The organism is Nocardia grenadensis NBRC 108939, from assembly GCF_001613445.1.
Taxonomy (GTDB): Bacteria; Actinomycetota; Actinomycetes; order Mycobacteriales; family Mycobacteriaceae; genus Nocardia; species Nocardia grenadensis.
Window position 1 is genome coordinate 71,726 of sequence record NZ_BDCJ01000031.1, and the last position, 6,769, is coordinate 78,494.

Sequence of the window (6,769 nt, forward strand, 5' to 3'; positions counted from 1 at the left end):
GTGCCTTGGGTCTGGACCTCAACAGCGACCTCGGTGAGGGGTTCGGGGCGTGGAGCATGGGCGAGGATGCCGCCATGCTCGATATCGTGACCAGCGCCAATATCGCCTGTGGTTTCCACGCCGGCGATCCGTCCATCATGCGGCGCACCTGTGCGACGGCGGTGGAGAAGGGGGTGCGGATCGGGGCGCATATCGGATTCCGGGACCTGGCGGGTTTCGGGCGGCGGGCGATAGCGGTGGCGCCCGCGGACCTCCGGGACGAGACGCTCTACCAGATCGGCGCGCTGGACGGCTTCGCCCGGGCGGCGGGCGACCGGGTTCGGTATGTGAAACCCCACGGCGCGCTGTACCACGCCGCCGCGGCCGACGCGGCGCTCGCCGACGCCGTGCTCGCGGGCCTGCGGGACTACGACCCCGCCCTCGTCCTGCTCGGACCCGCCGGTACCCATCTCGAGAAATCCGCGCTGGCCGTGGGGACCCCGTTCGTGAGCGAGGGTTTCGCCGACCGGGCCTATACCGCCGCGGGCGGTCTCGCACCACGTGAAACCCCGGGCGCCGTGCTCGGCACCGATCCGGCGGTCGCTCAGGCGGTCTCGCTGGCGGAGAACGGGACCGCCCGGGTGCTGGGCGACGGCGGCACCGTGGCGGTCTCGCCCGACAGTATCTGCGTACACGGCGATACCGCGGCCGCGGTCCGGATGGCCCGGCGGATCCGGGCCGCGCTCGAGGACGCCGGGATAGCGGTAGCGTCGTTCACCTGAACGACGGAACAGGGGTGAGGTGACGTGTCGCGAGCACCACGAATCCGCTCGGCGACGACGATACGGAGTGCCGGCGACCGGGCGTTCCTGCTCATCCCGGACGATCCGGAGCAGGTCGGCGGGCTGGTCGCGGAATTGTCCGGGCGCCCGGTCGCCGGGGTGGTGGACATCCTGCCCGCCGCGGAAACCGTGCTGGTGACCTTGGATTCGGTACGTTCCGCACCCCGGGTGCGGCATGAGCTGGAACGCGTGGCGGCCGCGGTGAGCGCCGCGCAACCCGATGTTTCCCGTGGAACATTCACGCCCACAGCCGAACCTGTGCGGATCCCGGTGCGCTACGACGGTCCCGATCTGGATACCGTGGCCGAGACGCTGGATCTGCGACCGGACCAAGTGATCGCCGCGCACACCGCCGCGACCTGGCAGTGTGCCTTCGTCGGCTTCGCGCCCGGCTTCGGCTATCTCACCGCCCCCGGCTGGCAGCGCAGCGTCCCGCGCCGCGATACGGCACGCACCCGCATACCGGCGGGGTCGGTGGGCCTGGCCGGACGCTGGTCGGCGGTGTATCCGCGGGAGACGCCGGGTGGTTGGCAGCTCATCGGCACCACCACATTGACCATGTGGGATACCGATCGGGACCCGGCCGCCCTGGTCCATGTCGGCGCGCGGGTGCGATTCGTCGACGTGGACGCCGCCTCGTGATCGTGATCGAGCGGGTCGGTCCGGCGGCCACCGTCCAGGATCTGGGTCGTCCGGGGTGGTTCCATTCCGGCGTCGGCCCCTCCGGTGCCGCGGATCGTGGCGCCCTACGGCTGGCGAACCGCCTGGTGGGAAACCCGGAGGGCTACGCCGGGATCGAAGTCCTGCTCGGCGGTCTCACCCTGCGCGCCGAAACCTCTCTGCTGCTGGCGGTCACCGGCGCACCCGCCCCCGCCACCCTCGACGGGACCCCCGTGGGTCACGCGAGTGTGCTGCACCTCGCGCCGGGGCAGCGGCTGCGGCTGGGTACGACGCGTATCGGATTACGCAGCTATATCGGGGTACGCGGCGGAATCGACGTCCCCCCGGTACTGGGCTCCCGCAGTTACGACACTCTCTCGGGTATCGGCCCGCCCCCATTACGCGAAGGCGAAACCGTCCCCACCGGTCCGCAACCCGGCGATTGGCCGAATATCGAGCAGGCGCCACTACTCGGGCCGGACGCGACACTGGAGATCCACGCCGTGCCCGGCCCCCGGGACGACTGGTTCATCGACCCGGCCGCCCTGTTCGCGGGCGACTGGTCGGTGAGCGCCGACTCCGACCGGATCGGGGCGCGCCTGGACCGGGCCGACGGGCCGGCGCTGCGGCGGAAATCCTCCGGCGAACTCGCCACCGAGGGTATGGCGCTCGGATCGGTGCAGGTTCCGCCCAGCGGTCAACCGGTGATCTTCCTCGCCGACCATCCGATCACCGGCGGTTACCCGGTGATCGCGGTGGTCACCGACGCCGATATCGACCGGGTAGCGCAGGCCCGGCCCGGGCAGCGGCTCCGGTTCCGCCGCGCGGCGGGCACCGGTTGATCTCCGGCGCCCATGGACCTCACGACACGGGCGGCTCGGCCGGCGGTGCCAGCCGGGCGTGTAGGAGATACACGTTGTACGAATCCCACGCCGACAACGCGAAATACAGATCCCGCGACGTGGACCACGGATGGAGGAAACCGCCGTAGGACTTCGGATAGTCGGCGGTCGACACGAGTTGCACCGGTTCGGTCCAGCTGCCCTGTGGCTCGGCGGCGGTCCGCAGGACGATCGCCCCGCGCGCGGAATCCAGGTAGCTCATCTGCCATGCCCCGGTCCCCGGGTCGACCCGCACCGACAGCTCACTGGCCATACCGGCCACCAGCGGCGTCGCCTGGTTCTCCGCCGCCGGGGCCCACGTGCCGTTCACCCAGTACTGGTACGCCGTCTTGTTCAGCACCTCGTCCTTCGGGACCCGGGCCAGCCCGATCATCCCGACCCTGCCGTTCGGCGTACCGAACATATAGACGTGGTCGCCGTGCGGCACCATGGCCGCCACCTGGAATCGTCCCAGCCCGAACAGGTTGTCCCAGCGGGCGTGCTGATCCTTGACCCAGGTGCTGCCGCCGTCGTCGGAGTAGGCGATACCGCCGTAGTTCGTCCACCACATCCCCGGAACACGGCTCCAGCGGTTCACCGACATGAAGCTGAGGTACTGCCGCCCGCCGAGTGCGAAACCGGAGGTCGGGATGGTGGTGGTCTCCCAATTCTTGATCTTGCGACTGCCCAGCAGTTCGGCTGCGTGGCAACGGCTGTCCTGCACCATCGTGTCCAGTGTCAGACCGTCGGAAAGGTCGCGGTCGGTGCTGTGGGCCAGCACATTGCTGCGCCAGTCGTCGTCCGGGCCACCCACACCACCGGCCGACCAGCCCTTTCCGAACGTATCGCCGAACACCATGGCGATCCGGCCCGGTTCTGTCTCCCACATCAGCCCGAGGTCGGTGCCGTCGACCTGCCAGCGCATATCGGTGCGGTTCGCCGAACCGCGCCCGGTGACCTGCTCGACCAGCCGTACCGCCTCGACCCGCGGAAGCGCCACCGGCGCCGCGACCGGACCCGGCTCGGCCGGGTGCACGACCGGTGGCGGCGCCGGTTGCGGCGGCGCGCCCTCGCCACCGGGCACCGGGTACGGGATCGGTTCGATCTCCGGCCGCACCCGGACCTCGGGTATCCGCCACGATGTTCCGGAACCGGACGAGCCCGAACCGCTGCCGCCGGCCGAACCGCCACCCGGTGCGGCCGGCGCAGGCGCCGGGTCGACAGGCGCGGGCGCCACCGGTTTCGGTGTGTCGCGGATATCGGGGCAGGGGTTCCGGCAGGGGTCGGCGGGCAATGGATCCGGGGTGATCCGGGTGTTGTCCGGCGGCGGATCGGGTACGGGCACCGGTTGCAACTGCGGTACCGGCACCGGGATATCGATCCGCGGCGGCAACTGCACCGGCGGCGGGGGCGGTGCCGACGGATCGGGTTCCCGGGCCCGCGGGTCGAAACCGGTTTCGCCACAATCGTTCACCGGCGGGGGAGCCCACGGCAACGGTGCGGCACGAGCGGGGAGCGGCACGACGACACAGCCCGCGAGCACCACGCCGAGGAACGCGAGCCCGACACGACCGGCCCGCGGGCGCGGCATCACCTCGATCAAAACTTCTCGCAGTCTCTGGTCGAGTCCCATTGCCGGTCCGAACCTACCCGAACGGGGCTGTCTCCGTGCCGATTGATCGACGCGGGTCGTGGGTCGAGTTACGCGGAGGTTCCGCCTCCGCGCGACACGGCGGGTGAGCCGGACGACTCCGCGTGGTCCCGAACCGGCCGACCCAGTACCCTCGAAGGCGATCATGGCCGCCTACTCCGATCCCCGTTCGGCCTCCCTGTTCAACACACTATGGGCCGTCGACCTGGGCAAACGACTGTTCGAGCAGACCCGGCTGGAGCAGTGGATGAACCTGACCACCGCCTGGATGGAACCGATGGCCGATCTCGGCGCCGGGACCGTCACCGCGCTGCTGCCGGACACGCTGCTCACCGTGCTCAGCGAAGGCATACTGAGCCGGTTCGGCGGACAGGAGATCAGCGCGACCCTGCTGGGCCATCGGCTGACCGGCACCCTGGACCTCCTGAAGGTGCGGCGCCGCGGCGCGCATTTCCAGACCAAAGCCGTCCTGCGCGGGCTGCGCTTGGATGAACGGCCCATAGACGAGGTCACCGTTGTCTCGCACGAGGTCCGTCTGGTCCCGGGCGTGCCGACCCGCGTGCGCGCCAACCGGGTAGATATCGAGGGCATGGTCGGCCTGGACACCGTGGTGGACTGGCTCGCGAGCCGACAGCGGGAATGGGAGCTCTCGGTGACCGACCAGGGACTCGTCCACGCGGTACACCGCCGCAAGCGGATCACCGCCGACCTGGACGCCGCGGTCACCGAGGATGTGCTGCACCTGGTCGTGCGGCGCGCCACCTGGGCCGGGCTGCCGGTTCCCCGGCGCACGATGAACCCCATCCCGATGGAGGAGCTACCCCGGGGCGCACGGGTGCGGTGGGCCGTCCACGACGGCTCGGTGGTGCGATTCCGGATAGAACTCGCGCCGGTCAGCGGTTCGTTCGACCTGGCCCAGATCCGTTCCGCGATCGTGGCCGGCACCACCCTGATCGTGTTCTGACCGGCCCGCTCATTGCTGGGTCTGCCACCACTGCTCGAGAGCCGCCTCGGCCTCGTCCCGGGTCAGTGGTCCGCGATCGAGCCGCAGTTCCTTCAGGAAACGCCAGGCCCGCCCGACCTCCGGTCCCGGCGGCAGCCCGAGCAACTCCATGATCGCGTTACCGTCCAGATCCGGCCGGACCCGGGCCAGGTCCTCCTGCTCCTGCAGCCGCGCGATCCGCGCCTCCAGTTCGTCGTAGGTGGACCGCAACGCCGCCGCCCGGCGCTTGTTCCGGGTGGTGCAGTCGGCACGCACCAATTTGTGCAGCCGGGGAAGCAACTCGCCGCCGTCGGTGACGTAGCGGCGGACCGCGGAATCGGTCCACTGCCCCTTGCCGTAACCGTGGAACCGCAGATGCAGGAACACCAGCCGCGCCACGTCCTCGGTGAACTGCTTCGGATACTTCAACGCCCGCATCCGCTTACGCACCATCTTCGCGCCCACCACCTCGTGATGGTGGAAGCTCACCCCGCCGCCGGGCTCGTTGCGTTTGGTGTCCGGTTTACCGATATCGTGCAACAGCGCCGCCCAACGCAGCACCAGATCGGGATCCCCCTCCTCCTGGTCGATGGCCTGTTCCAGCACGGTCAGCGAATGCTGATAGACGTCCTTGTGCTGATGATGCTCGTCGATCTCCAGTTTCATCGCCGGGACCTCCGGCAACACCCGCTGGGCCAGGCCCGTTTCACACATCATGTCGATGCCGTCGATCGGATGCGCGCCGCCGATCAGCTTGTCCAGTTCGGTCCGCACCCGCTCCGCGGTGATCCGGTCGATCTCCGCGACCATCCCGGTGATCGCCGCCCGCACCCGCGGATGCACATCGAACCCGAGCTGCGAGACGAAACGCGCCGCCCGCAGCATGCGCAGCGGATCGTCACCGAACGAGTCCTCCGGAGCCGCGGGAGTATCCAGCACACCGGCCAGCAGCGCCGCCATCCCGTTCAGGGGATCCACGAATTCCAGCGCCCCGTCGGCCGCGATCCGGACCGCCATGGCATTGACCGTGAAATCCCGCCGGACGAGGTCGTCCTCCAGCGTCTCACCAAAGCTGACCTGCGGATTACGCGAAACCCGGTCATAGACGTCGCTACGGAACGTGGTGATCTCCAACTGCTGACCGTTCTTGGCGGCACTCACCGTCCCGAACACCATCCCCCCGGTGTCCCACAGCTGATCCACCCAACCCCGCAGCAACTCCTGCACCTGCTCCGGGCGCGCGTCGGTGGTGAAATCCAGATCCGTCCCGAGCCGCCCCAGCACCGCGTCCCGCACACTGCCCCCGACCAGATACAGCTGGAAACCGTGCGCGGCGAACATCTCGCCGAGCGGCGTCAGCACATCGGAGAGCCGGCCCAATGTGATCGCGGCGGCCGCGAGTAAACGGGTACGGCGATCCTGCACAACATCGTCGGACTCGGTCGAAACCACAGCAGAACCTTACCGAGTAGGAACAGCCGCAGTTTTCCGGCCGACGGTATGGCCGGGCGCTTATGGGTCCGGAGAATTGCCATCGGACTACGGGGGGACTGTGACACCACCCAACGGGAAGAGCCGCTGCGGACCGATCAGCGAAATCGAGAGGCGCGCTCATGACCAGAGAGGCGAGCTCGCGCAGGTGATAAACCGGTCTGCTCACGCAAGCGAGAAGCCGATGCACTCACGCAAGTGAGGGGTGAATTGGTCACCGAGGTGAGAGGGGTGGACTTACTCGCCAAGGTCAGAAGGCGGACTTACTCGCCAAGGTGCTGTG

The 6,769-nt window shown here is 69.2% G+C and carries 6 protein-coding genes; 4 read left to right on the plus strand and 2 right to left on the minus strand.

The features are described from left to right. Positions 1-5 precede the first annotated feature (5 nt). The 3 genes from NGR01S_RS27965 to NGR01S_RS27975 are packed head-to-tail and all read left to right on the plus strand — an operon-like array spanning position 6 to position 2,323. Positions 6-761, plus strand: a complete 756-nt coding sequence (locus tag NGR01S_RS27965) for a LamB/YcsF family protein (RefSeq protein WP_157107465.1) — start codon at positions 6-8, stop codon at positions 759-761. Positions 762-785: 24 nt separating this feature from the next. Next, positions 786-1,463 (plus strand): 5-oxoprolinase subunit B family protein, encoded by a 678-nt coding sequence (locus tag NGR01S_RS27970; protein ID WP_157107461.1) that lies wholly within the window; start codon positions 786-788, stop codon positions 1,461-1,463. Beyond that, positions 1,460-2,323 carry a 5-oxoprolinase subunit C family protein gene (locus tag NGR01S_RS27975; RefSeq protein WP_063042048.1) on the plus strand — a complete coding sequence of 288 codons (864 nt, stop codon included), beginning with the start codon at positions 1,460-1,462 and terminating at the stop codon, positions 2,321-2,323. The genes NGR01S_RS27970 and NGR01S_RS27975 overlap by 4 nt, the downstream gene beginning before the upstream one ends. Positions 2,324-2,342: 19 nt before the next feature. On the opposite strand, the gene NGR01S_RS27980 is transcribed toward NGR01S_RS27975, so the two are convergent. Then, complete coding sequence (locus NGR01S_RS27980) at positions 2,343-3,953, minus strand: glycoside hydrolase family 183 protein (protein WP_063042084.1); 1,611 nt, start codon at positions 3,951-3,953, stop codon at positions 2,343-2,345. Positions 3,954-4,158: 205 nt separating this feature from the next. Here NGR01S_RS27980 and NGR01S_RS27985 point away from each other — a divergent pair, with 205 nt between their 5' ends. After that, positions 4,159-4,977, plus strand: coding sequence for a hypothetical protein (locus tag NGR01S_RS27985; RefSeq protein WP_063042050.1), 819 nt, complete (start codon positions 4,159-4,161; stop codon positions 4,975-4,977). Positions 4,978-4,986: 9 nt separating this feature from the next. Here NGR01S_RS27985 and NGR01S_RS27990 read toward each other — a convergent pair whose 3' ends face one another. Continuing rightward, entirely contained in the window at positions 4,987-6,447 is a 1,461-nt protein-coding gene (locus NGR01S_RS27990; protein ID WP_063042052.1) for a CCA tRNA nucleotidyltransferase, read from the minus strand. Between the last annotated feature and the right edge of the window lie 322 nt (positions 6,448-6,769).